Annotated in this window: 25 protein-coding genes; 18 read left to right on the top strand and 7 right to left on the bottom strand. The window is 63.9% G+C overall.

Annotation, left to right across the window (positions count from 1 at the left end; genetic code table 11):
• The first annotated feature begins 22 nt into the window (after positions 1-22).
• From AADZ90_RS06820 to lpdA, 11 genes are all read left to right on the top strand, one after another.
• Positions 23-499 carry a DUF805 domain-containing protein gene (locus tag AADZ90_RS06820; protein WP_367308489.1) on the top strand — a complete coding sequence of 159 codons (477 nt, stop codon included), beginning with the start codon at positions 23-25 and terminating at the stop codon, positions 497-499.
• Positions 496-1137 carry a hypothetical protein gene (locus AADZ90_RS06815; protein WP_367308490.1) on the top strand — a complete coding sequence of 214 codons (642 nt, stop codon included), beginning with the start codon at positions 496-498 and terminating at the stop codon, positions 1135-1137. The genes AADZ90_RS06820 and AADZ90_RS06815 overlap by 4 nt, the downstream gene beginning before the upstream one ends.
• Complete coding sequence (locus tag AADZ90_RS06810) at positions 1134-4103, top strand: 2-oxoglutarate dehydrogenase E1 component (RefSeq protein WP_367308491.1); 2970 nt, start codon at positions 1134-1136, stop codon at positions 4101-4103. The genes AADZ90_RS06815 and AADZ90_RS06810 overlap by 4 nt, the downstream gene beginning before the upstream one ends.
• A gap of 4 nt (positions 4104-4107) precedes the next feature.
• Positions 4108-5679, top strand: coding sequence for a 2-oxoglutarate dehydrogenase complex dihydrolipoyllysine-residue succinyltransferase (odhB, locus tag AADZ90_RS06805; protein WP_367308492.1), 1572 nt, complete (start codon positions 4108-4110; stop codon positions 5677-5679).
• Position 5680: 1 nt separating this feature from the next.
• A complete protein-coding gene (locus AADZ90_RS06800) occupies positions 5681-5941 on the top strand; it encodes a hypothetical protein (protein ID WP_367308493.1) in 261 nt (86 codons plus the stop codon).
• A gap of 50 nt (positions 5942-5991) precedes the next feature.
• The gene (locus tag AADZ90_RS06795; RefSeq protein WP_367308494.1) at positions 5992-6405 is read left to right on the top strand and encodes a hypothetical protein; all 414 of its coding nucleotides are present in this window, start codon (positions 5992-5994) and stop codon (positions 6403-6405) included.
• A 318-nt stretch (positions 6406-6723) separates the two neighbouring features.
• Positions 6724-7113, top strand: a complete 390-nt coding sequence (locus AADZ90_RS06790) for a nuclear transport factor 2 family protein (protein ID WP_367308495.1) — start codon at positions 6724-6726, stop codon at positions 7111-7113.
• Positions 7114-7172: 59 nt separating this feature from the next.
• Entirely contained in the window at positions 7173-7556 is a 384-nt protein-coding gene (locus AADZ90_RS06785; protein WP_367308496.1) for an MAPEG family protein, read from the top strand.
• A gap of 5 nt (positions 7557-7561) precedes the next feature.
• A complete protein-coding gene (locus AADZ90_RS06780; protein ID WP_367308497.1) occupies positions 7562-8101 on the top strand; it encodes a L,D-transpeptidase family protein in 540 nt (179 codons plus the stop codon).
• Positions 8098-8499, top strand: a complete 402-nt coding sequence (locus AADZ90_RS06775) for an MAPEG family protein (RefSeq protein WP_367308498.1) — start codon at positions 8098-8100, stop codon at positions 8497-8499. The genes AADZ90_RS06780 and AADZ90_RS06775 overlap by 4 nt, the downstream gene beginning before the upstream one ends.
• Positions 8500-8529: 30 nt before the next feature.
• A complete protein-coding gene (gene lpdA, locus AADZ90_RS06770; protein ID WP_367308499.1) occupies positions 8530-9921 on the top strand; it encodes a dihydrolipoyl dehydrogenase in 1392 nt (463 codons plus the stop codon).
• Between the two features lie 75 nt (positions 9922-9996).
• On the opposite strand, the gene AADZ90_RS06765 is transcribed toward lpdA, so the two are convergent.
• The 7 genes from AADZ90_RS06765 to paaZ form a co-directional block, all read right to left on the bottom strand.
• Positions 9997-11067, bottom strand: a complete 1071-nt coding sequence (locus AADZ90_RS06765; protein WP_367308500.1) for a 2Fe-2S iron-sulfur cluster-binding protein — start codon at positions 11065-11067, stop codon at positions 9997-9999.
• A 10-nt stretch (positions 11068-11077) separates the two neighbouring features.
• Positions 11078-11542: a 1,2-phenylacetyl-CoA epoxidase subunit PaaD gene (gene paaD, locus AADZ90_RS06760; protein ID WP_367308501.1), complete on the bottom strand. Its 465-nt coding sequence runs from the start codon at positions 11540-11542 to the stop codon at positions 11078-11080.
• 9 nt (positions 11543-11551) lie between these two features.
• Complete coding sequence (gene paaC / locus AADZ90_RS06755) at positions 11552-12304, bottom strand: 1,2-phenylacetyl-CoA epoxidase subunit PaaC (protein WP_367308502.1); 753 nt, start codon at positions 12302-12304, stop codon at positions 11552-11554.
• Positions 12304-12588 carry a 1,2-phenylacetyl-CoA epoxidase subunit PaaB gene (gene paaB / locus AADZ90_RS06750; RefSeq protein ID WP_367308503.1) on the bottom strand — a complete coding sequence of 95 codons (285 nt, stop codon included), beginning with the start codon at positions 12586-12588 and terminating at the stop codon, positions 12304-12306. The genes paaC and paaB overlap by 1 nt, the downstream gene beginning before the upstream one ends.
• 4 nt (positions 12589-12592) lie before the next feature.
• Positions 12593-13585 carry a 1,2-phenylacetyl-CoA epoxidase subunit PaaA gene (paaA, locus tag AADZ90_RS06745; protein ID WP_367308504.1) on the bottom strand — a complete coding sequence of 331 codons (993 nt, stop codon included), beginning with the start codon at positions 13583-13585 and terminating at the stop codon, positions 12593-12595.
• A 152-nt stretch (positions 13586-13737) separates the two neighbouring features.
• Entirely contained in the window at positions 13738-14517 is a 780-nt protein-coding gene (locus AADZ90_RS06740) for a hypothetical protein (RefSeq protein WP_411996957.1), read from the bottom strand.
• The gene (gene paaZ / locus AADZ90_RS06735; protein WP_367308506.1) at positions 14504-16576 is read right to left on the bottom strand and encodes a phenylacetic acid degradation bifunctional protein PaaZ; all 2073 of its coding nucleotides are present in this window, start codon (positions 16574-16576) and stop codon (positions 14504-14506) included. The genes AADZ90_RS06740 and paaZ overlap by 14 nt, the downstream gene beginning before the upstream one ends.
• Positions 16577-16731: 155 nt before the next feature.
• Between paaZ and paaG the strand changes: the two genes are divergently transcribed.
• The 7 genes from paaG to AADZ90_RS06700 all read left to right on the top strand — a co-directional run bounded on the left by paaG (position 16732) and on the right by AADZ90_RS06700 (position 22831).
• Positions 16732-17517, top strand: coding sequence for a 2-(1,2-epoxy-1,2-dihydrophenyl)acetyl-CoA isomerase PaaG (gene paaG, locus AADZ90_RS06730; protein WP_367308507.1), 786 nt, complete (start codon positions 16732-16734; stop codon positions 17515-17517).
• Between the two features lie 2 nt (positions 17518-17519).
• Positions 17520-17939, top strand: a complete 420-nt coding sequence (gene paaI, locus AADZ90_RS06725) for a hydroxyphenylacetyl-CoA thioesterase PaaI (protein ID WP_367309552.1) — start codon at positions 17520-17522, stop codon at positions 17937-17939.
• Positions 17940-17952: 13 nt separating this feature from the next.
• On the top strand, positions 17953-19263 hold the full coding sequence (paaK, locus tag AADZ90_RS06720) for a phenylacetate--CoA ligase PaaK (RefSeq protein ID WP_367308508.1): 1311 nt from the start codon (positions 17953-17955) through the stop codon (positions 19261-19263).
• 5 nt (positions 19264-19268) lie between these two features.
• On the top strand, positions 19269-19868 hold the full coding sequence (locus AADZ90_RS06715) for a TetR/AcrR family transcriptional regulator (RefSeq protein WP_367308509.1): 600 nt from the start codon (positions 19269-19271) through the stop codon (positions 19866-19868).
• Positions 19869-19988: 120 nt separating this feature from the next.
• Positions 19989-20999, top strand: a complete 1011-nt coding sequence (locus AADZ90_RS06710) for a TRAP transporter substrate-binding protein (RefSeq protein WP_367308510.1) — start codon at positions 19989-19991, stop codon at positions 20997-20999.
• A gap of 3 nt (positions 21000-21002) precedes the next feature.
• Positions 21003-21494, top strand: coding sequence for a TRAP transporter small permease (locus AADZ90_RS06705; protein ID WP_367308511.1), 492 nt, complete (start codon positions 21003-21005; stop codon positions 21492-21494).
• Complete coding sequence (locus tag AADZ90_RS06700; RefSeq protein ID WP_367308512.1) at positions 21491-22831, top strand: TRAP transporter large permease; 1341 nt, start codon at positions 21491-21493, stop codon at positions 22829-22831. The genes AADZ90_RS06705 and AADZ90_RS06700 overlap by 4 nt, the downstream gene beginning before the upstream one ends.
• The last annotated feature ends 42 nt before the right edge of the window (positions 22832-22873 follow it).

Below are 22873 nucleotides of genomic sequence, written 5' to 3'. Positions count from 1 at the left end.
GCGATCGGAAGATACTGGAAAGATGACCCCCCTCGCCGCCCTCCAAGCCTCTCTTGCCCGCTGGCGGACCTTCTCGGGCCGCTCCCGGCGGTCGGAGTTCTGGTGGACGATGCTGGCGGCGCTTTGTGTGGTCGTGCTGGCGCTGGGGGTGGATCAGGTGGTGTTCGGGGGCGGAACGGTCGCGGTCGATGCCAGCCCGCGGTTTCCCGTGACGGGGCTGGCGCTGCTGGCCATGGCGTGTCCGCTGATGGCGCTGGGCTGGCGGCGGATGCAGGATACCGGGCGGCCGGGATGGCTCACGCTGGTGCCCTTGGCGGTGGTCGTGCCGGTTAACGCCGCTTTAGCAGCCGGATGGCTACAGACGGGGCGCAACCTTGCCTATATCGTGCTGACCGTGATCGAACTTGCCGCCCTCGCCCTGACCCTCCTCCTCCTCGCCCGCCCGTCGGAGCCGGGGGCAAACCGCTATGGCGCCAATCCGAAGGGGGTGGAGGCGTGAGAAAAGCACTCGCATCGCTGTTCGTCTTCATGGCGACATCAGCTCACGCAGACTCGAACTTTTTGGGAGCGACCCTGGGAATTTGCGCACAAAGTGCGAATTCGATCGCCGCGGTCCAGGCTCCGCTGGAGGCGGCAGGTTGGACTGTTTTAGAGCGGACTGCCCTTCCCGATGCTTTCGTCGACGCAATGATATGGACTAACGCTGCCGAGAGCTTCTTTGGCGATGCACCGGTAGCCAGACTCCCTTCGATGCTTGAACTCAATGAGTCTGCAATCCGGGGACTACGACACAAAGTCGATTTACCCGAAAGCGCGATGCGGATCTTTCTCCGCGAGACAGAAGGTGGGCCTGAAGCACTTGTCGTTTACCTCAGCAACAATCCTGCGTTCTCGGTCGTCAGATGCGAAGGTGTCCTAGCCGAGCCGATCTTCCCGGCAACCGCCGACTTCACTCATTCAGATCGGGTCCAGCTTCGCGGGGAGCCTTCCTCAGACGGCACAATGCCCGATGCAGCATCTGCTTTTGTTATCTCTCTCGACCGTATGTCTCTCATGGAAAAGAGCAGCCGTTCATACGTCCCGCAGACGGTGTTCAACACTTACAATAGTTTCCCGCCCAACGAGGTCCCCCAATGACCGAACAATCCCCCAACGACGTCTTCCATGCCTCCTCCTTCCTGCAGGGGGCGAATGCCGATTACATCGAGCAGCTCTATGCCCGCTACGCCGACAACCCGGACGCGGTCGATGACGAGTGGCAGCGGTTCTTCAAGGAGCTTGGCGACAGCGACGCGGCCAAGGCCGAGGCGGAGGGGCCGTCCTGGGCGCGCGCCGACTGGCCGCCGCAGCCCGCCGACGATCTGACCGCGGCGCTTGACGGGCAGTGGCCCGCCGACCCGGCGGCCGCGAAAGAGGCCAAGGTGGCGGGCGAGAAGATCCAGGCCAAGGCCGAGGAAAAGGGCGTGTCGATCACCGATGCGCAGGTGCGGTCCGCCGTGCTCGACTCGATCCGCGCGCTGATGATCATCCGCGCCTACCGGATCCGGGGGCACCTTGTCGCCGACCTCGATCCGCTGGGGATGCGCGAGGAAGAGCCGCATCCCGAGCTCGACCCGAAAAGCTACGGCTTCACCGCCGCCGACATGGACCGGCCGATCTTCATCGACAACGTGCTGGGCCTCGAAATCGCGACGATGAACGAGATCCTGGCCCTGGTGAAGCGCACCTATTGCGGCACCTTCGCGCTGCAATACATGCACATCTCGGATCCAGAACAATCTGGCTGGCTGAAGGAACGGATCGAGGGGCTGGGCAAGGAGATCCAGTTCACCAAGGAAGGCCGCAAGGCGATCCTCAACAAGATGGTCGAGGCCGAGGGCTTCGAAAAGTTCCTGCACGTCAAATACATGGGCACCAAACGCTTCGGCCTGGATGGGGGCGAGGCGCTGATCCCGGCGATGGAGCAGATCATCAAGCGCGGCGGTGCGCTGGGCATCGACGAGATCGTGATCGGCATGCCCCACCGCGGGCGGCTGAGCGTGCTGGCCAATGTGATGGGCAAGCCCTATCGCGCCATCTTCAACGAATTCCAGGGCGGGTCCTTCAAACCCGAAGACGTGGATGGCTCTGGCGACGTGAAGTATCACCTCGGCGCCTCGTCCGACCGGGAATTCGACGGCAACTCCGTCCACCTGTCACTGACCGCGAACCCCTCGCACCTCGAAGCGGTGAACCCGGTCGTCCTCGGCAAGGCGCGCGCCAAGCAGGACCAGCTGAACGACCCCGAGCGGACCAAGGTGCTGCCGGTGCTGCTGCATGGCGATGCGGCCTTCGCAGGCCAGGGCGTGGTCGCCGAATGCTTCGGCCTTTCGGGCCTGCGCGGGCACCGCACGGGCGGCACGATGCATATCGTCGTCAACAACCAGATCGGGTTCACGACGGCGCCGCATTTCAGCCGTTCCAGCCCCTACCCCACCGACATCGCGCTGATGGTCGAGGCACCGATCTTCCACGTGAACGGCGACGACCCCGAGGCGGTCGTCCACGCCGCCAAGGTCGCGACCGAGTTCCGGCAGAAGTTCCACAAGGACGTTGTGATCGATATCTTCTGCTACCGCCGCTTCGGCCACAACGAGGGGGACGAACCGATGTTCACCAACCCCCTGATGTACAAGAAGATCAAGAAGCAGAAGACGACGCTGACGCTCTACACGGAACGGCTGGTCGCCGACGGGCTGATCCCCGAAGGCGAGATCGAGGATATGAAGGCGTCCTTCCAATCCCACCTCAACGAGGAGTTCGAGGCCGGCAAGGACTATCGCCCGAACAAGGCCGATTGGCTCGACGGGCGCTGGAGCCACCTCGACAAGCGCGAGGCGGGCAAGTACCAGCGCGGCAAGACCGCCATCAAGGAAGAGACCTTCGATCAGGTCGGCAAGGCACTGACCAAGGCACCCGACGATTTTCCGTTGCACCGGACCGTCGGTCGGCTGTTAGAGGCCAAGGCCAAGATGTTCGACAGCGGCGAAGGCTTCGACTGGGCCACGGCCGAGGCGCTGGCCTTCGGATCCCTCCTGACCGAGGGCTACCCGGTGCGCCTCTCGGGCCAGGATTCCACCCGCGGCACCTTCTCCCAGCGCCATTCGGCCTTCGTCAATCAGGAGGACGAAAGCCGCTACTACCCACTCAACAACATCCGCGAGGGGCAGGGCCGGTACGAGGTCATCGACTCGATGCTCTCGGAATACGCGGTGCTGGGCTTCGAATACGGCTACTCGCTGTCCGAACCCAACGCGCTGACCATGTGGGAGGCGCAGTTCGGCGATTTCGCCAACGGCGCGCAGATCATGTTCGACCAGTTCATCTCCTCGGGCGAAAGCAAGTGGCTCAGGATGTCCGGCCTCGTCTGCCTGCTGCCCCACGGCTACGAAGGACAAGGGCCCGAGCATTCCTCGGCCCGGCTGGAACGCTTCCTGCAGATGTGCGGCCAGGACAACTGGATCATCGCCAATTGCACGACGCCCGCGAACTACTTCCACATCCTGCGGCGCCAGCTGCACCGGACGTTCCGCAAACCGCTGATCATCATGACGCCGAAGTCGCTGCTGCGGCACAAGATGGCGGTGTCGAAGAAAGAGGAGTTCCTGACCGGATCCTCCTTCCACCGCGTCCTCTGGGACGATGCGGAATACGGCAACTCCGACACCAAGCTGGCCGCCGACGACAAGGTCAAACGCGTCGTGATGTGTTCGGGCAAGGTCTATTACGACCTTCTGGAAAAGCGCGACGCCGAAGGGCTCGACGATGTCTACCTCCTCCGGTTCGAGCAGTTCTATCCCTTCCCCGCCCAGTCGGCGGTCAAGGAGCTGGAGCGCTTCAAGGGGGCCGAGATGATCTGGTGCCAGGAAGAACCCCGCAACCAGGGCGGCTGGTCCTTCATGGAGCCCAACCTCGAATGGGTGCTGACCCGCATCGACGCCCAGCACAAACGGCCCGTCTATGCGGGCCGCGCCGCCGCCGCGTCGCCCGCGACCGGCCTCGCATCGCAACACAAGGCACAGCAGGACGCGCTCGTGAACGAAGCGCTTGGAATCGAAGGATAATCAGATGAGTACCGAAGTGCGTGTTCCCACCCTCGGGGAATCGGTAACCGAAGCCACCGTCGCGACCTGGTTCAAGCAGCCCGGCGACGCGGTGGAAGTGGACGAGATGCTCTGCGAGCTCGAGACCGACAAGGTCACGGTCGAGGTTCCCTCTCCCGCCGCTGGCAAGCTGGAAGAGATCGTGGCCAAGGAGGGCGAGACGGTGGGCGTCGACGCCCTGCTCGCCCAGATCGCGGAAGGCGCCGGAAACGGCGCGGCTCCTGCGGATGACGCGCCGAAGGCGGAGGCCGCTCCGAAAGCGGCCGAGGCTGAGGCCGAGGAAAGCAAGCCCGCCCCCAAGACCGAGGATGACGGCGAGGGAGAGCCGGTCGACATCATGGTCCCCGCCCTTGGCGAAAGCGTGACCGAGGCGACCGTCTCCACCTGGTTCAAACAGGCGGGCGACAGCGTTGCGGCGGATGAGATGCTGTGCGAGCTGGAAACCGACAAGGTGTCGGTCGAGGTGCCCGCCCCCACCGCCGGGACGCTGACCGAGATCCTCGCAAAGGAAGGCGAAACCGTCGCTGCCGGCGGCAAGCTGGCCGTGATGACCCGCGGCGCGGGCCATTCCGAAAGCGTCGGCACGCCCAAGACGACGATGGAGGCGAACACGCCTGCCCAGACCCAGACGCCCGACAAGGGGCGCAGTGATGTGGAAGATGCCCCCTCGGCGCAAAAGCTGATGGCGGAAAAGAACCTCTCCCGCGATGCGGTCACCGCCACCGGCCGCGACGGCCGGGTGATGAAGGGCGACGTGCTCAAGGCGCTGTCCGAACCGCCGAAGCAGGCCGAGGCCCCCGCGCCCGCCCCGCGCGCGCCCGTCGCGGCAGAGGACGAGGCGCAGGAGGAACGGGTCAAGATGACCCGCCTGCGCCAGACCATCGCCCGCCGCCTGAAAGAGGCGCAGAACACAGCGGCCATGCTGACCACCTATAACGAGGTGGACATGACCGGCGTCATGGAATTGCGCAATGAATACAAAGACCTGTTCCTGAAGAAGCATGGCGTCAAGCTGGGCTTCATGTCGTTCTTCACCAAGGCGTGCTGCCACGCCCTGAAAGAGGTGCCGGACGTCAATGCCGAGATCGACGGCGACCACGTCGTCTACAAGAACTACGTCCATATGGGCATCGCCGTCGGCACGCCGAACGGCCTTGTCGTGCCCGTCGTGCGCAACGCCGACGACATGAGCTTCGCGACGATCGAAAAGACCATCGCCGAACTGGGCGTGAAGGCCCGCGACGGCAAGCTCTCCATGGCCGACATGCAGGGCGGCTCGTTCACCATCTCGAACGGCGGCGTCTACGGCTCGCTGATGAGCTCGCCGATCCTGAACCCGCCGCAATCGGGCATCCTCGGCATGCACAAGATCCAGGAGCGTCCCATGGTCGTGAACGGAGAAATCGTGATCCGCCCGATGATGTACCTCGCCCTCAGCTACGACCACCGCATCGTCGACGGCAAGGGGGCGGTGACGTTCCTTGTGCGGGTGAAGGAAGCGCTGGAGGATCCGCGGCGGCTGCTGATGGATTTGTGAGATGGGAGACTTCGACGAAGCCAACGCTCGATCGACAGCGCTCCTCAAGGGGCAGAAGGTGAAGTTCGTCAGACAGGACAGCCGCCATCACATCATGGTTCAGTTCGAGAATGGTCCTGAACTGTCGATTGGAATTCCACGGCAACGTCGGAAAGAGCTGGATATCTCGATCTGCGCGACGCTTGAGACATCCGCAGAATGGATGGAAATGGCAGAGAGTTCTGACCTGCCACCCCCGCCTCGGAGGAGAGCGAAGGCATGATGCTCATGAACTCTCTCTTCCAATTTCATATGGTTTCCTGAACTACCCTGATGCGGATCACCGGCCTCGAACTTCCCTTCAAGCTCAGCCTGATCACAGGCGCCGTGTGGGTGGCCTTTGCGATCAAGATGTTTGTCTTCCCGACCACCACTGCGGAGCCGAGCCTGATCAACTGTTTCAGCTATATCGGCCCGATTGAGGCAAGCGTCATGTTCATCGGCGCCCTCGGCATTTCGGGCGCGGCTGCCGTCTTTTCCTTCTTCCGCAGCAGGCTGGTCATCCCGTTGATCGAGGCGATGGGCCTTTGGACCGTTACCTATCTCATCCTCGTGGTTGCCTCGTCCTCGCCACACGCGATCTCCGTCGCTGGGCTCGCACAATCCATCGCCGGGATAGGATTTCTGGCGCTCCTGTGGCTCCTCTTCGTCCGCACGACCCTGCTGGAACATATCCGGCAAGGATGAAGTGAATGTCGGAGACGGAACAGTCGAATAGGCTGGGCAAGACGCGCATATCCCGCACTAAAACAAAACAGCAAGCGTAGGGTGGGCAATTCTGCCCACCATCTCATACCGCGGAGCAAACGGCGGGCGGAGGGCCGATGCCCACTCTATGCTCGGAGGGCCTCTGACCCGCTTCACCATCTTGGCCACCGGCCGAATTTTCCCGGAAGTTTGACATCGCGCAAGGAGAGGCCGTCCGCCGTTTCGTCTATGCGAACCGATGTAACGTTTCCCGTGCCTGCCCCGTTCAACACCACTCCCCTCAAGAAGGCCGTTACCATGACCGCCCAAAAGAACCTCGAAACGCTGGAACGCTTCGACATCCGGACCCCCGAAACCTGCAAGGGACTCGTGACGGAGGATTTCGTCTGGCACTTCTTCAATCCCCTCCGTGCCGACCTTCAAGGCGATTACCACGGGATCGACGGGCTCAGCCGGTTCTTCCGGCAGCTCGCCGAGATGTCAGATGCCACGTTCAAAGTCGTGCCGCAGGATGCCTGGCCCTTGGGGGACGAGCTTGTCGTCGCCCATACGAAAAACAGCTTTGGCGAAGGCGCCGGGCGCCACGAATTCGACGTCGCCGTGATCTGGCGGTTCCGGGACGGCAAGGTCGCCGAGGTCTGGGATATCCCATCGGTCTATGTCGGGCACCCGCCGGAGACGGCGTAAAACCAAACAGCACGCATGTGCGCTTTGACCTTTGCCGCGCTGCCACTTACGACGTTGACATGACCCTCTCTACCATACTCGCCCTCTACGGGCTTCTCACCGCCATCACCCTCGTCCTGCAGGCAACCGGCGCCATGCAGGCGCTCGGGATGGGCTATCTGCTGTCCTCGCGCGACGAGGAACGGACCGTCGCGGGGATGACCGGGCGGCTGGCCCGCGCGCTTGATAACTCGGTTGTCGCCATGGCGCTGTTCGCGCCGGCTGTGATCCTTCTGATCGTCCTCGACCGCGAGATGAACCAGACACTGCTGGCCGCGCAGATCTTCCTCGTCGCCCGGGTGATCTATGTACCCGCCTATATCTTCGGCATCATCGGCCTGCGCACCGCCGTCTGGACGGCTGGGTTCATCGCGACCTGCATCCTCTATTTCCTCGCCCTCTGACGCCGATGCGCCGCGCCCTGATCATCGCCGCCCTTGCCCTGCCGCTCGCCATCATCGGCTATACGCAGGTCATGGCCCGCACCGGTTCCGGCACGCCCCCGCCGCTTGCGCCCGAGGTCCAGCGCGCCGACATGGTCCGCGTCGACAAGTCCGACCGCCGCCTCGACCTGCTGCGCGAGGGCACCGTGATCCGCAGCTACAAAGTCTCGCTCGGCGCCGCGCCCGAGGGCCACAAGGGACAGGAAGGCGACGAGCGCACCCCGACCGGCAGCTACGTCATCGACTGGCGCAACCCGAATTCCATCGCCCATCTCAGCCTCCATATCTCCTACCCCAATGCCGATGACACCGCGCGGGCCAAGGCGCAGGGCGTCTCTCCCGGCGGGAACATCATGATCCACGGCCTGCCCAATGGCTGGGGCTTCGTGAGTGGCCTGCACCGCGTGTGGGACTGGACCAACGGCTGCATCGCCGTCACCAACGCCGAGATGCGCGAGATCTGGGCGCTTGTCCCCGACGGCACGCCGATCGAGATCGCCGAATGACCCCCGAACTCACCGTCCTCGCCCTCGCGGCGCTTCTGCAGGCGCTGCAATTCGTCGTCTACGCGGTGCCCGCGAACCTCGAACTGGGGCCAGACAAGACGATGGGCCCGCGCGACGATCAGCAGGCGCTGGCGGCCGGCCTGTCGGAGCGGACGAAACGGCTGAAACGGGCGCTGGAGAACCATTTCGAAGGGCTGATCCTCTTCACCATCGCGGCGGTCATCGTGACCCTGGGCGACCAGTCGACCTGGTTCACCGCGACCTGCGCGTGGATCTACCTGATCGCGCGGATCGCCTATATCCCGGCCTATGCGATGGGCCTTTCGCCACACCGCTCGATCATCTGGGTCGTGGGCTTCACCGCGACCTTCCTGATGATCCTCGCAGCCCTTATCTGAACAGCACAGACGCCCCGAAGGAGACCTCCCATGGCCAGTTACGACGTGATCATCATCGGCTCCGGACCCGGCGGCTATGTCTGCGCGATCCGCTGCGCACAGCTGGGGCTCAAGACCGCGTGTGTCGAGGGGCGCGAGACGCTGGGCGGGACCTGCCTCAACATCGGCTGCATCCCCTCGAAGGCGCTCCTGCACTCGACCGAGCTGCTGCACGAGGCCGAACACAACTTCACCAAGATGGGCCTCAAGGGCAAAAGCCCGTCCGTCGACTGGCCGCAGATGCTGGCCTACAAGGACGACGTGATCGGCCAGAACACCAAGGGCGTGGAGTTCCTGTTCAAGAAGAACAAGATTGACTGGCTCAAGGGCTGGGGCTCGATCCCCGAGGCGGGCAAGGTCAAGGTGGGCGACGAGGTCCATGAGGCCAAGCACATCATCGTCGCCACCGGGTCAGAGCCGTCCTCGCTGCCTGGCGTCGAGATCGACGAGAAGGTCGTCGTGACCTCCGAAGGGGCGCTGTCGCTGGGCAAGATCCCCAAGAAGATGGTCGTGATCGGCGCGGGCGTGATCGGGCTGGAGCTTGGATCGGTCTATGCAAGGCTCGGGTCCGAGGTGACGGTGGTCGAATACATGGACACGATCACGCCGGGCATGGATGCCGACGTGCAACGGCAGTTCCAGAGGATCCTCGGCAAGCAGGGGCTGACCTTCATCCTCGGCGCCGCGGTGCAGGGGGTCGAGGCGACCAAGACGAAGGCCAAGGTCAGCTACAAGCTCAAGAAGGACGACAGCGAGGCAACGCTGGATGCCGATGTCGTGCTCGTCTCGACCGGGCGGAAGCCTTATACCGACGGGCTCGGCCTGGATGCGCTGGGGGTCAAGGTCAGCGACCGCGGCCAGATCGAGGTCGACGACCATTACCGGACGAATATCGACGGCATCTACGCGATCGGCGACTGCATCGCAGGCCCCATGCTCGCCCACAAGGCCGAGGATGAGGGGATGGCTGTGGCCGAAGGCGTCGCGGGCCAGCACCCCCACGTGAATTACGGCGTGATCCCGTCGGTCATCTACACCCATCCCGAGGTCGCAAGCGTCGGCCAGACCGAGGCACAGCTGAAAGAGGCGGGGCACGCCTACCGCGCGGGGACGTTCCAGTTCATGGGCAACGGGCGGGCGCGCGCGAACTTCGCGGCGGAGGGCTTCGTCAAGATCCTCGCCGACCAGGCGACCGACCGCATCCTCGGCGCCCACATCATCGGCCCGATGGCGGGCGACCTGATCCACGAGATCTGCGTCGCCATGGAGTTCGGCGCCGCGGCCGAAGACCTCGCCCGCACCTGCCACGCCCACCCGACCTATTCAGAAGCGGTCCGCGAAGCGGCGCTGGCGGCCAGCGGCATGGGCGCCATTCACGCGTGACCCGCGGGCTGGGCGGCGTCACCCGTCGGGCTCACGGCGCCACGCCGTCGTCTTGAAAGACGCCCTCTGCCCCGTTCAGTGCCGGGACAGATCGTAATCCCACACCACCTTCTCTGACGACACTGGATAGCTCTGGCAGGTCAGGACGAAGCCCGCATCCACCTCGTAATCCTCCAGGGCGTGGTTTGCGACCATTTCGACCTGTCCCTCAAGGACCTTGGCCTTGCATGTCGAACACACCCCGCCCTTGCAGGCGAAAGGGGCATCGATGTTTTCCGCCAGGGCGGCCTCCAGGAGACTGGTATTCTGCGGGATCATCAGCGATCGCGTCTCGCCACCGATTGTCACCTGACCTGCAACCCCCGCCTCTCCGGCCGCATGATCAACTGCACGCTTGGGGGCGAGGCCCGGCTGGTTGCTGGCGAACAACTCGAACCGGATCCGGTCTTTGGCCAGACCGTGCTCCTCAAGGCTTGCCGAGACGGTCTTCATCATCTCTTCGGGGCCGCAGATATAGGCTCGGGTGACCGAGGCCAGATCGATCCAATGGGTGAAAAGGCTCCGGCATTTCTTTGCGTCGATGCGCCCGCGGAACAGGTCGATCTCCTGGCTCTCGTCGGACAGGATATGCACGACATTCAGCCGCCCCATATAGACGTTCTTGAGGTCTTCCAGCTCGTCCCGGAACATCACCGTATTGGGGTTGCGGTTGCCGTATACAAGCGTGACGCGAGAGGTCTCGCTGTCCTCCAGGGTGGTCTTGATGATTGACAGGATCGGCGTGATCCCGGACCCGGCCGCAAAGGCCAGGATGTGCGTCACCTCCGCATCGTCACCGGCATAGAAACTGCCCATCGGCAGCATCGCCTCGACGACGTCCCCGGGCGCGAGATCGGTATTGGCCCAGGTCGAGAAGGCGCCACCGGCGACGCGCTTGATGCCGACCTGCAGAACCCCCTCCGACGTGCCCGCGCAGATCGAGTAGGACCGGCGCAGTTCCTCGCCGTCGAAGGTGCGCCGGAAAGTCAGGTACTGGCCTTGGGTGAAGGAAAAGTCACCGCCATTAACCGGCTTGAGCGTGACGACCACCGCATCGCGGGTGGTCTTGCGAATGTCGGTCACGGTGAGGGGATGAAACTGCGCCATAGCAGACCTCTCAGATGCACTTGAAATAGTCGAAGGGCTCAAGGCAGTCCGTGCAGCGCCACTGCGCCTTGCAGGGGGTGGAGCCGAACTGGCTGACCTTCTCGACCGCCGCGGAACCGCAACGCGGGCACCGCTCGGGACCACCCGCCGCCTGCGGGGGCGCGATGCCGAACTCTTCCAGGCGCGCACGGCCCTTTTCCGACAGCCAGTCGGTGGTCCAGGGCGGGGCGATACGGGTTTCGAGGTTCAGGCGGGTGACCCCCTGTCTGGCCAGCGCGGTTTCGATATCCATCGCGATCACCGCCATGGCGGGACAACCGGAATAGGTCGGGGTGATCGTGACTTTCACGTCGTCGCCCGACACCTCGACGCCGCGGATGACGCCCAGATCGACAACCGAGATCACCGGGATCTCGGGGTCCGGCACGGCCTCAAGCCACGCCCAGATCTGGTCCTCCGTAATGCGCGCCGCCACCGGCATGTCCTACCACGCCGCCCCGGGGTGAGAACGCTGGAGCACCTGCATCGTGGCCAGCATGTGGCCAAGGTGTTCCGTATGACGGACCCCCGTACGCCCACCCTTATGGGCGAACTGGCTTTCGGGCCGGGCCAGGCAGGCGGCCATCATCGTGTCGGACACGACGTTCTCCCACTGCGTGCGGAGGTCGGATGGCAAGGGAGCCACGCCGCTGCCAGCCATCGCCCGATCGGTCGCATCATCCTCAAAGACTTCGCCGGTATAGGGCCAGAGGTAATCGACCGCGGCCTGCAGACGCCGGTTGCTGTCTTCGGTTCCGTCACCAAGGGCGATCACCGTCGCCGACGACCGCTCAAGGTGATAGCGCGCCTCTTTCAGGGACTTCGCCGCGATCTCGGCCACGCGGGTGTCGGTCGAGGCCTGCAAGGCGTCCAGCCACGGCACCTGGAAGGCGTCGAAGAAGAACTGGCGTGCCAGTGTACGGCCAAAATCCGCGTTCGGTACCTCCAGCATCAGAAGGTTCTTGAAATCATAGGCATCGCGCAGGAAGGCCAGATCGTTCGTGCTGCGCCCCTTGCCTTCGACCTCGGCCGCATAGCCCAGCCAAAGCTGGGTCTGGCCGATCAGGTCCAGCGCGGTGTTGGTCAGCGCGATGTCCTCTTCCAGCGCCGGCGCGATGCCGCACCATTCCGAGGTCCGGTGACCCAGAACAAGCGCATTGTCCCCCTGGCGCAGCAGAAACTCGAACAGATGGTCCATCACATTTTCCCCACGTCTTCAGGGATCTCGTAGAAGGTCGGGTGGCGATAGACCTTGTCGCGGGCCGGATCGTAGAGCGGGCCCTTGTCCGAGGGGCTGGACGCCGCGATATGCGCCGCCTCGACCACCCAGATACTGACGCCTTCATTGCGGCGGGTATAGACATCGCGGGCATTCTTGATCGCGTGTTCCGCGTCCGCGGCATGAAGCGAGCCGACATGGCGGTGGCTCATCCCGTGTTGTCCACGGATGAAGACTTCCCACAGGGGCCATTCTTTGCTCATGGATCTACTCCGCTGCCAGTTTGCGCGCGCGTTTCTTTTCGGCATGGGCGACCATCGCCTCACGCACCCATGCGCCCTCGTCCCAGGCCTTTTGCCGCACGTTCAGACGGTCGGTGTTGCAGGGGCCGTTGCCTGCGATCACGTCAAAGAATTCCGACCAGTCGGGTTCGGTGAAGTCGTAATGCCCGGTCTCTTCGTTCCACGATAGCGCCTCGTCGGGGATCGTCAGCCCGAGGTATTCGGCCTGCGGCACCGTCTCGTCCACGAATTTCTGACGCAGTTCGTCGTTGGTGTTGATCTTGATCTTCCACGCCATGGATTGCGCGGAATGGACGCTGTCCTTGTCGGACGGGCCGAACATCATCAGGGCGGGATACCAGAACCGGTTCAGGGCGTCCTGCGCCATGCGCTTCTGCTCGGCCGTGCCGTTGACCATGGCCATCATGATGTGAAAGCCCTGGCGCTGGTGAAAGCTTTCTTCCTTGCAGATCCGCACCATCGCGCGGGCGTAAGGCCCGTAGGACGTGCGCTGCAACGGCACCTGGTTCATGATCGCAGCGCCATCCACCAGCCAGCCGACCGCGCCCATATCGGCCCAGGTGAGCGTCGGATAGTTGAAGATCGAGGAATACTTCATCTTCCCCGACAACAGCTGCTCGGTCAGGTCATCGCGGCTGACGCCCAGCGTTTCGGCGGCGCAGTAAAGATACAGGCCATGACCCGCCTCGTCCTGCACCTTGGCCAGCAGGTTCGCCTTCCGCTCCAGCGTGGGCGCCCGGGTGATCCAGTTGCCCTCGGGAAGCTGGCCTACGATTTCGGAATGGGCGTGCTGGCCGATCTGGCGGATCAGGGTCTTGCGATAGCCCTCGGGCATGTAGTCCTTGGGTTCGATCTTTTCGCCCGCGTCGATCCGGTCCTGAAAGGCGCGGTCTTCCGGCGACATCTCCTCTCGCGACAGGACACCCTCGCCGGTCGATTTCACGATCTGCGCGTACATCTCTGATCCTCCCCCGGCGTCGGGACAATGCCAACGCCGATTCCTCCTCCACTTGCCCACCAGCCTAACATGTTACTAAAACATACAGCAATACGTATCTTGTAACGTTTTGGCCAATTCCCGGCCCAGCGATCTCAACTCCAAGGCTATTCTCAAGTAATCTTCGTGCGAGAGGTCTGTTCGAAAACCTCGGTCACCGCGGCATGACAGTTTGCCATCGTGCCCTCCGGCACGAGCCCGATATGCGCCCACGTGCCGGTTCGGAGAGCCATCTTGCGCCAGTAGTGAAGGAACATCAGCCGCGCACTGATCTGTCCCAAGCGGGGTCCGGCCAGGAACTGCTCGGCAAGGTCTGTCAATCGGCCCGCTTGAGCCCACACATGCGGTGGGGCCAAACGGCTTTCGAACCAATCCGGTATCGGCTCCACAAGCGACAGTTCCAAAGCGTCGGCAGGCAGTGCGCCCGCACCTTTGGGGACCAGAAGGAGGCCCCTGTCGATCGCGATATGAGGCCCATTATACGGCCGTGCGGCCTCTCCCGGCAGCATGATCAGCCGCCACCCTTCGGCGAACTTCACATCGCGGCGATAGACATCCTTCTGCGCGGCAAAGGTCTCCTGCCGCCCGTGATCGGACAAGGCATAGACCACCTCGCGCCCGTTCTTCTCAGATATGATCCAGCCGTCTTTCTTCAGCCGGTGGAGCGCGACGCGCATCGCCTCGGGCTTCACGCCCAGGGGCGCCAGAAGTGTCCCAAGCTCCTTGCCGGACAGGCGGTCACCGTCGAGATCCCCGAAAATCGTGGCGATCAGCGACCAGGTCTTGGTGGTCTCAAGCCCAAGCAGCTGATCAAGGATCGGGTCAGGGCGCGTCGTTTCCATCGGGCCGGAGACTATCCGCCCCGGTCCCGGCTGCAAGTCAGCGTGCGGCATAGGCACTCATGGTCAGCAGGTCATACTCCGCCACCAGATCCTCGTCCTGGTTGGTGAGCGTGACATGCCAGCGCACCTCGCCGTACTCATCGTTGCGCGGGGTCTTGTGCTTGACGGTCAGGCGCACCTTGATGCTGTCACCCGGCTCCACCGGCTTCATGAAGCGCAGGTTGTCCAGTCCGGTATTGGCCAGAACCGGCCCCTCGTCAGGCTGCACGAACAGACCCGCGGCAAAGCTGAGCAGCAGATAGCCATGGGCCACGCGGCCGGGGAAGAACGGGTTCCGCCGGGCGGCTGCGTCATCCATATGCGCGTAGAAGGTATCGCCGGTGAACTCGGCAAAATGCGCGACGTCGTCGCTGGTGATCTGCCGCGGTCTGGTCCGAAACGTCTCCCCGATCTCAAGATCGTGGAACGTTCGCGTGAACGGGTGATCGTCATGGGTGATCTCGGTCGCGTCCGGCACCCACTTGCCGCCGATGGCCGTCAGGATGTCGGGGCTGCCCTGGATGGCGGTGCGCTGCATGTAGTGCATCACACCGCGCACGCCGCCCATCTCCTCGCCCCCGCCCGCGCGGCCCGGACCGCCATGCACCATATGGGGCAGGGGAGAGCCGTGGCCCGTGCTTTCGCCCATCGAGTCGCGGTCGTTGAAGTAAAGCCGTCCGTGGAACGCCCCCGCGCCCATGGCAACCTGCCGGGCCACGTCAGGGTCATGGGTGATGACCGAGGCGACCAGGCTGCCTTGCCCCCGATTGGCCAGGGCAATCGCGTGGTCGAGGTCGCCATAGGGCATCACGGTCGAGACGGGACCGAAGGCTTCGACCTCGTGCACGTTCGTGGCGGCGTCCGGGTTGGCGCAGTGGAACAGCATCGGGGGAAGGAAGGCGCCGTCTTCGGCGCTGGCTCCGTGCACGTCGAAATTCTCGGGATCGCCAAAGACCCGGTCCGCCTCGGCCCCGATCATCGCTGCCTTTTCCAGAACGTCCGCCTTTTGGCTGCCCGACACCAAGGCCCCCATGCGGGTCGCCGCGTCCTTCGGGTCGCCGATGGTCGTCTTGGACAGCTTTGCCTGAAGCGCTTCGATCACATCGGCAACGTGGGCGTCCGGCGCAAGGATGCGGCGGATCGCGGTGCATTTCTGCCCCGCCTTCGCGGTCATCTCTCGCGTGACTTCCTTGATGAACAGGTCGAATTCCGGCGTGCCGGGCGCGGCGTCCGGCCCAAGGATCGAGGCGTTCAGGCTGTCCTGTTCGGCAATGAACCGGATCGAGTTGCCAAGGATATGCGGGGCCGAGCGCAGCTTCAGCGCGGTCTCGGCAGAGCCTGTGAAGCTGACCACATCCTGGCTGGTCAGCCGATCCAGCATGTCGCCCAACCCACCGGAGACCAGCTGCAGCGCGCCCGCGGGCAGCAGACCGCTCTCCAGCAGGATCTCAACCGCCAGTTCCGTGACATAGCAGCTGGCCGTGGCCGGCTTCACGATGGCCGGTACCCCGGCCAGAAGCGTGGGCGCGAGTTTTTCCAGCATCCCCCAGACGGGGAAGTTGAAGGCGTTGATATGGACCGCGACGCCCTGCAGCGGCGTGCAGATGTGCTGCCCCAGAAACGTGCCGTTCCGCGACAGCTGCTCGACATCGCCGTCGAGGTAGACATGCGCATCCGGCATCTCGCGCCGCCCTTTCGAGGCGAAGACGAACATCGTGCCAATGCCGCCGTCGATATCGATCAGGTGGTCCTTCTGCGTGGCCCCGGTGGCGAAGGAGATCTCGTAAAGGCGGTCCTTGTGCTGCCCCAGATGCAGCGCCAGGGCCTTGAGCATCTTGGCCCGCTGGTGGAACGTCATGGCCCGCAGGTTCGGCCCGCCGACCTTGCGCGCATGGTCCAGCATCGCCTCCACATCGAGGGCGGCGCATCCGGCGCGCGCGATCAGCCTGCCGGTCACGGCGGAGTGGATCGCGCGCGCGGTGTCATCCGCCCCGATCCACTGGCCAGCGGCAAAACTTCTGACATCTCGAACGGCCGACGCGCTGTCGTTCTCTCGAAGAACCTCATTCATCGCGACATACTCCTGCGCGGGTCCACGACCCCGGGCTAGCGGTTTCAAGGTGTGTGAAAGCGTTCCGGCACATCGCGCTTTCTATTATTGACCAACCGGTCGGTTTATGAAATCAGGGGTAAACCGAGGCAATTTGAATTGCAAGGGAGAGTTCGGTGTCGGGCACGATATTATGCGAAGACCACGGATCGTGGGTGGAAGTGACGCTGAACCGTCCCGACAAGCTGAACAGCTTCAATGACGAGATGCATGTGGCCCTGCGCGCCGCATTGGAGGGGGCCATCACCGATGGAAAGCGCGCGGTCCTTCTGACAGGGGCGGGGCGCGGTTTCTGCGCGGGTCAGGACCTTGGCGACCGCGACCCGGCCCGGATGGATGGCCCGCCGGATCTCGGCCACACGCTGACGACCTTCTACAACCCGCTCGTCCGCCTGATCCGGGATGCGAAGTTTCCGGTCATCTGCGCCGTCAATGGCGTGGCCGCCGGGGCCGGGGCGAATGTGGCGCTGGCCTGCGACATCGTGCTGGCCGCGGACACCGCCAGGTTCGTGCAGTCCTTCGCCAATGTCGGCCTGGTTCCCGATGGCGGCGGCACGTGGAGCCTGACCCAGATCCTTGGCCCGGCGCGCGCCAAGGCGCTTGCCATGACGGGGACGCCCGTGACCGCCGCCGAGGCCGAAGCCTGGGGACTGATCTGGAAATCCGTCGCCGCCGCAGAGCTGATGGCGGAGGCCCGCGCGCTGACCGGCAAGCTCGCCAACGGGCCGACCCGAGGGTTTGCCCACACCAAGAAGGCGATCCATGCCGCGGCCACCAACACGCTGGATGAGCAGCTTGAACTGGAAGCGCGCTACCAGAAAATCTGCGGCGAAACGGCGGACTATTCGGAAGGCGTCTCCGCCTTTCTGAACAAGCGCGCGCCCCGGTTCAGGGGCCAATGACGATGACACCCAAGGAACGCGCCGAACGATCCGCCGAGGCCATGTGGGCCGGTGACAAGGCCAGCGCCTGGCTGGGCATGCGGATCGACCGCGTGGACGAAGGCACCGCCACGCTCTCGCTGACGGTCGAAAAGCATCACACGAACGGCCACGGGATCTGCCACGGCGGCATCACCTTTTCGCTGGCCGACAGCGCCTTCGCCTGCAACAGCCGCAACCAGAACACCGTCGCCCAGCACAACACCATCACCTACGCGGCCCCGGCCCGGCTGGGTGACCGGTTGACCGCCGTGGCGCGAGAGGTCGGCCTGACCGGGCGCAACGGCATCTACGACGTCACCGTCCGGAATCAGGACGGCGTGACGATCGCCGAATTCAGGGGCTGTTCGCGCACCGTGCAAGGCGCCCTTTTCGAGGAATGACCGGGAGGACAAGATGAAAGACCTGGCCCCATCTCCCACAACGTTGGATCCGATCGAGATCGCGTCCATTGACGAGATCCGCGCCCTCCAGCTTGAACGGATGCAATGGTCGCTCCGGCATGCTTACGACAATGTGCCAATGTACAAACAGCGGTTCGACCAGGCGGGCGTGCATCCGGACGACCTGCATGCGCTGACCGATCTGGCGAAGTTCCCCTTCACCACCAAAAGCGACCTGCGCGACAATTACCCATTCGGGCTGTTCGCCGTCCCGCGCGAACAGATCGTCCGCCTGCACGCCTCCTCGGGCACCACCGGCAAGCCGACGGTCGTCGGCTACACCCGGAACGATATCGACATGTGGGCCGATATGGTGGCCCGGTCGATGCGGGCCTCCGGCACGAAACCGGGGGACATCGCGCATATCGCCTATGGCTATGGCCTCTTCACCGGCGGGCTTGGCGCGCATTACGGGGCCGAACGGCTGGGCTGCTCGGTCGTGCCTGTCTCAGGTGGGATGACCGAACGCCAGGTCACGCTGATCGAAGACTTCAGGCCGACGACCATCATGGTCACGCCGTCCTACATGCTCAACATCCTCGAGCAATACGAAAAGGCGGGGATCGACCCGCGCAAGTGCTCCCTCGAGGTCGGAATCTTCGGTGCCGAACCCTGGACCAACGCCATGCGGGCCGAGGTCGAAGAAGCCTTCGACATGCATGCCGTCGACATCTATGGCCTCTCTGAAATCCTCGGCCCCGGTGTCGCCAACGAATGCGTGGAAACGAAGGATGGCCTGCACATCTGGGAGGATCACTTCTACCCCGAGATCATCGACCCCGAGACCGACGAGGTTCTGCACGACGGCGAAATGGGCGAGCTGGTCTTCACCACGATCACCAAGGAAGGTCTGCCGATGATCCGCTACCGCACGCGCGACCTCACGCGGCTGCTGCCGGGCACCGCGCGGTCCATGCGGCGGATGGAAAAGATCACCGGCCGCTCGGACGACATGATCATCCTGCGGGGGGTCAACATCTTTCCGACGCAGGTGGAGGAACAGGTGCTCTCGATGCCCGAACTGGCGCCGCACTTCCAGATCGAGCTGACCCGCGATGGGCGGATGGACGCGATGGTCGTCCATGTCGAGGCAACGGACAAGGCCGCCTCCGATCAGGCCCGCGCCGTCGCGGCAAAGGCCCTGACCCACAAGATCAAGAGCGTCATCGGCGTCTCGACCACGGTAACCGTCGGCACACCCGGCAGCGTGGAACGCAGCCAGGGCAAAGCCCGCCGCGTCATCGACAAACGGCCCAAGGAGTAGACGATTTGGTTCGCACCATCGCCAAAGACCATGACGACAAGCGCCGCCACATCCTCAAGATCGCGGCCGAAGTCTTTGCCCGTGAAGGGATCGCGCGCGCCTCGATGAACGAGGTCGCACGGGCCTGCGGGATCTCGAAGGCCAACATCTATCACTACTATTCCAGCAAGGACGACATCGTCTTCGACATCCTCGACAGCTACCTGTCCGAACTGCGGGACCGGGTCTGCGGCTTGGATCGCGCCGGGATGGCACCGCAAGACCAGCTGCACACGATCACGAGCGAGTTTCTGTTGGCCTATGACGGGATGGACAACGAACACAAAATCCAAAGCGAAGGTCTGCCGCTGCTCGCCCCGGAAAAGCAGGAGGTTCTGAAGGGCTACCAGCGCGACCTCGTCCGTCTGGTCTCGGGCATCCTCCAGGGCTGCGCCCCCGCCACCCTTGGGCAGGACAAGAAGCGGTGCCACGCCGTGACCATGTCGGTCTTCGGGATGCTGAACTGGTTCTACATGTGGCATCCCCATGCGACGATCGACGCCCGCATCGACTATGCCACGTCGATCGCGGATCTCACATTGAACGGCGTGAACGGATTTAAGTGATCAAAATCAGCAGCTTAAATCTCTTCTCACATTACTGATTTTTTATTGACCAACCGGTCGGTTTATGTAACGGTTTTCGCAGGGAGTCGTCTGGAAATCCAGAACAAAGGGGAGGAAAACATGAAGCTTTCAACATTGGCGGCCGCAGCCGTCACCACATGGGTCACGGCCACCTCGGCGCTTGCCGAGAAAGAGATGGTCATCTCGTCCTGGCTGCCGCCCACCCACATCATGAACGAGATTGTCTGGCCCGAATTCATCAGCCGGATCGAAACCGCGACCGATGGCCGGGTGACAGGCAAGATCGAATATCAACTGGCCTCACCCCCGTCCCAGGCCGACCTGATCGAGGACGGCGGCGCCGATGCCGCCTGGATCTTTCACGGCTACAACCCGGGCCGTTTCGTCACCACGAAGCTGATCGAAATCCCCGGGCTTGAAGGCGACAGCGCCGCCGCCTCTGCCGCCCATTGGCGCGCGCACCAGGAAATCCTGGGGGAAGCGAACGAACACGATGGTGTCGTGCCCGTGGCCATGATGGTGCACGCGCCCGGCATGCTGCATCTGTCGCAGGAAGTGTCGTCGCTGGATGAGGTCGCGGGCCTCAAGATCCGGTCCGGCGGTGGCGTGATGGGCGATGTGCTTGCCGGGCTCGACATGGCGGGCGTGCAGGTCGCCGCCCCCAAGGTCTATGAAACCGTTGCCAACGGCGTCGCCGACGGCACGTTCTTTCCCGGCGACACGATCGCCATCCTGCGCCTGACCGAGGTGCTGCCCTACACCTACCGCGTGCCGGGCGGCTTCTACCGCGGCTCCTTCTCGATCATCATGAGTGAAGAGTTTCTGGACTCCGTCGGCGAAGAAGATGCCGCCGCCATCCAGGCCGCGCTTGGCGAAGACTTCTCGGCCTTTGCCGGCAGCGCCTGGGACGAAGGCAACATGCGCGGCATCGAAGCGCAGCAAAGCACCGGCCAGGTCATCGACCTGACAGGCGATGCCTCGGCCAAGTTCGACGCGCTTGTCCCAAGCATTCAGGACGCGGTGCTGGAAGAGGTCCGTGCCAAGGGCGTCGACGCCGATGCCGCGCTCGAAATCATCCGGTCGACGATGGCCGAATACAGCAGCCAGTAACGCATGGCCGCGATGCTTGGTCGGGCGGGCCCCTGGCTCGCCCGCATCTTTCTCACCCTCAGCGCAATCTGTCTCATCGCGCTCATGTGCCTGACGGTGGCAGAGGTCATCGGGCGCTACGTCTTCAATTCCCCGATCTTCGGGCGTCAGGACATCGCACAAATCCTTCTGGCCTGCTCGATCTTCCTGGCCTTCCCGGTCGTCACGCTGCGCGGTGAACAGATCGACGTCGATCTGCTGGACGGCTTCTTCTCGAAAGGCGCCGCCTTCTGGCGCGACCGGATGATCGGCCTCCTGATGACCGTGGCACTGCTGACCATGGGCTACTGGCTCTATCTCCGCGGTGCGCGGTTCCAGGAGCGCGGCACCACCAGCGAGCTTCTGTTCCTGCCCGAATACCCGCTGGTCTACTTCATCGCCGCCACGGTGTTCGCGACCGGTGTGATCCTCGGCCTTCATACGCTGGCCCGGATGGTCATGGGCCGCAAAGGATGACCGTCTCCCTCATCGCCTTTGCCATCGTCATCGGGCTTGTCCTTCTGCGGGTGCCCATCGGCATCGCGATGGGCGGCGTCGGCGCGATCGGGTTCGTCTATCTGCGGGACGGGCGCTGGTCCGCGGGGCTCGGGCCGGCGGCGGATTCGATCCTCGACGTCACCCAGAACGATGCGCTCTCGGTGATCCCGCTCTTCATCCTGATGGGCATGCTGATCGCGCAAAGCGGCATGGCGCACGACCTCTATCGCGCCGCCTATGCTGCGGTGGGCCGCCTGCCGGGCGGGCTTGCCATGTCGACGATCCTCGCCTGCGGCGGGTTTTCCGCCGTCTCTGGCTCGTCGCTCGCCACTGCTGCCACGATGTCGCAGGTCGCGCTGCCGTCGATGCGCAAATACGGCTATCACGACACGCTCTCGACGGCCTCGGTCGCCGCGGGCGGCACGCTCGGCATCCTGATCCCGCCGAGCATCATCCTGATCATCTACGGCTTCCTGACCGGCCAATCCATCGGCAAGCTGTTCCTCGCCGGCATCCTGCCCGGGCTGCTCGGCATCGTCCTCTACCTTTTCGCGGTGGCCTTCGTCGTCTGGCGCAATCCGAAGGCAGGCCCGGCCGGCGATGCCATGGATGCGGCCGAAGCCCGCAAAAGCATCATCCGGGTGATCCCGATCCTGATCCTTTTCGTCATCATCATCGGCGGCATCTACGGGCAGATCTTCACCGCCGACGAAGCCGCGGGCGTCGGCGCCTTCGGGGCGATCCTGATTTCCATCGCCATCGGCCGGTTCAGCTGGTCCGGCCTGGTCAGTGCCCTTGCGCAAACCGTCAAGACCTCGGTCGGGCTCTTCGTTCTTCTGATCGGCGCCGACATCTTCAACCGGCTCATCACCCGCGCCGGGCTGCCCGACGATCTGCTGGCGCTGGTCCAGGGCAACGGGTTCGAGCCGTTCACGGTGCTCGCCATCATGATGGTGATCTATCTGATCCTGGGCGCGGTCTTCGAAAGCCTGTCGATGATCACGCTGACCGTGCCGGTCTTCGCCCCCCTCATCGCATCCCTGGGCTTCTTCGAAGGCGACGTGACGGGCGAGACGGCGCTGATCTGGTTCGGCATCATCGTCGTCGTCGTGACCGAGATCTCGCTGATCACGCCGCCCATAGGGCTCAACGTCTTCGTCCTGCGCTCGGTCGTGCCGGACGTGTCGACCGGTACGATCTTCCGGGGTGTCACGCCATTCTGGCTCGCCGACATCGTCCGCCTGATCATCCTGATCGCCCTGCCGGCCTTCGCGCTTCTGCTGCCGATGGGCGTATTGGGGTTCGGAGGGTCCTGACCGCCGGACGGAGGGGAGGGGCCGGACACCGAAGGCAGATCC

This window comes from Aestuariibius violaceus, from assembly GCF_040779325.2.
GTDB lineage: Bacteria > Pseudomonadota > Alphaproteobacteria > Rhodobacterales > Rhodobacteraceae > Aestuariibius > Aestuariibius violaceus.
This window is presented reverse-complemented; position numbering and strand designations above follow the sequence as displayed.

Coding starts and splice junctions, on each gene's coding strand:
- AADZ90_RS06820 (WP_367308489.1), top strand. CDS start 23: ATGACCCCCCTCGCCGCCCTCCAAGCCTCTCTTGCCCGCTGGCGGACC.
- AADZ90_RS06810 (WP_367308491.1), top strand. CDS start 1,134: ATGACCGAACAATCCCCCAACGACGTCTTCCATGCCTCCTCCTTCCTG.
- odhB (WP_367308492.1), top strand. CDS start 4,108: ATGAGTACCGAAGTGCGTGTTCCCACCCTCGGGGAATCGGTAACCGAA.
- AADZ90_RS06800 (WP_367308493.1), top strand. CDS start 5,681: ATGGGAGACTTCGACGAAGCCAACGCTCGATCGACAGCGCTCCTCAAG.
- AADZ90_RS06795 (WP_367308494.1), top strand. CDS start 5,992: ATGCGGATCACCGGCCTCGAACTTCCCTTCAAGCTCAGCCTGATCACA.
- AADZ90_RS06790 (WP_367308495.1), top strand. CDS start 6,724: ATGACCGCCCAAAAGAACCTCGAAACGCTGGAACGCTTCGACATCCGG.
- AADZ90_RS06785 (WP_367308496.1), top strand. CDS start 7,173: ATGACCCTCTCTACCATACTCGCCCTCTACGGGCTTCTCACCGCCATC.
- AADZ90_RS06780 (WP_367308497.1), top strand. CDS start 7,562: ATGCGCCGCGCCCTGATCATCGCCGCCCTTGCCCTGCCGCTCGCCATC.
- AADZ90_RS06775 (WP_367308498.1), top strand. CDS start 8,098: ATGACCCCCGAACTCACCGTCCTCGCCCTCGCGGCGCTTCTGCAGGCG.
- lpdA (WP_367308499.1), top strand. CDS start 8,530: ATGGCCAGTTACGACGTGATCATCATCGGCTCCGGACCCGGCGGCTAT.
- AADZ90_RS06765 (WP_367308500.1), bottom strand. CDS start 11,067: ATGGCGCAGTTTCATCCCCTCACCGTGACCGACATTCGCAAGACCACC.
- paaC (WP_367308502.1), bottom strand. CDS start 12,304: ATGGACCATCTGTTCGAGTTTCTGCTGCGCCAGGGGGACAATGCGCTT.
- paaB (WP_367308503.1), bottom strand. CDS start 12,588: ATGAGCAAAGAATGGCCCCTGTGGGAAGTCTTCATCCGTGGACAACAC.
- paaA (WP_367308504.1), bottom strand. CDS start 13,585: ATGTACGCGCAGATCGTGAAATCGACCGGCGAGGGTGTCCTGTCGCGA.
- AADZ90_RS06740 (WP_411996957.1), bottom strand. CDS start 14,517: ATGCCGCACGCTGACTTGCAGCCGGGACCGGGGCGGATAGTCTCCGGC.
- paaZ (WP_367308506.1), bottom strand. CDS start 16,576: ATGAATGAGGTTCTTCGAGAGAACGACAGCGCGTCGGCCGTTCGAGAT.
- paaI (WP_367309552.1), top strand. CDS start 17,520: ATGACACCCAAGGAACGCGCCGAACGATCCGCCGAGGCCATGTGGGCC.
- paaK (WP_367308508.1), top strand. CDS start 17,953: ATGAAAGACCTGGCCCCATCTCCCACAACGTTGGATCCGATCGAGATC.
- AADZ90_RS06710 (WP_367308510.1), top strand. CDS start 19,989: ATGAAGCTTTCAACATTGGCGGCCGCAGCCGTCACCACATGGGTCACG.
- AADZ90_RS06705 (WP_367308511.1), top strand. CDS start 21,003: ATGGCCGCGATGCTTGGTCGGGCGGGCCCCTGGCTCGCCCGCATCTTT.
- AADZ90_RS06700 (WP_367308512.1), top strand. CDS start 21,491: ATGACCGTCTCCCTCATCGCCTTTGCCATCGTCATCGGGCTTGTCCTT.